The organism is Citrobacter sp. wls619, from assembly GCF_005281345.1.
Lineage (GTDB): Bacteria > Pseudomonadota > Gammaproteobacteria > Enterobacterales > Enterobacteriaceae > Citrobacter.
This window is the reverse complement of record NZ_SZXJ01000107.1, coordinates 1-342: the sequence shown is the minus strand read 5'-3', so window position 1 is coordinate 342 and position 342 is coordinate 1. Positions and strand designations below refer to the sequence as shown.

Genomic DNA, 342 nt, shown 5'->3' with positions numbered 1-342 from the left:
ACAACAGCCCAGAGAATATTCCCGCGTAACGCGCAGTTCAGCGTCTGCCAGTGCAGAGCATCATTTTCATCAGTACGGGTCAGGTGCTTAATCAGTGCAGAACGCGAATCACAACAAAATAACCATCCCATAGGGAAAACTCCTTAATTAGCGAGGGTTCTCCCGGTCGGGAAAACCCGACAGTGGGTATGAACAAGCCAGGTTCAGTGCAACGCGGCCTCAGCCGGTACGCCTGATTTGATAAAATGCTGCTCCTGAGCGACAAAGTCGTAGCCCAGTTGTGTCAGGCGCGCCGTTTGCTCGCGCAGTAGCTGACGCGGTGCGGTGGCATCCAGTTTAACG

The 342-nt window shown here is 53.8% G+C and carries 1 protein-coding gene; it reads right to left on the bottom strand.

Annotated features, from left to right (window positions below; genetic code table 11):
• Positions 1-203: 203 nt before the first annotated feature.
• A complete protein-coding gene (locus FDX19_RS25735) occupies positions 204-335 on the bottom strand; it encodes a DUF3275 family protein (RefSeq protein ID WP_368666080.1) in 132 nt (43 codons plus the stop codon).
• Between the last annotated feature and the right edge of the window lie 7 nt (positions 336-342).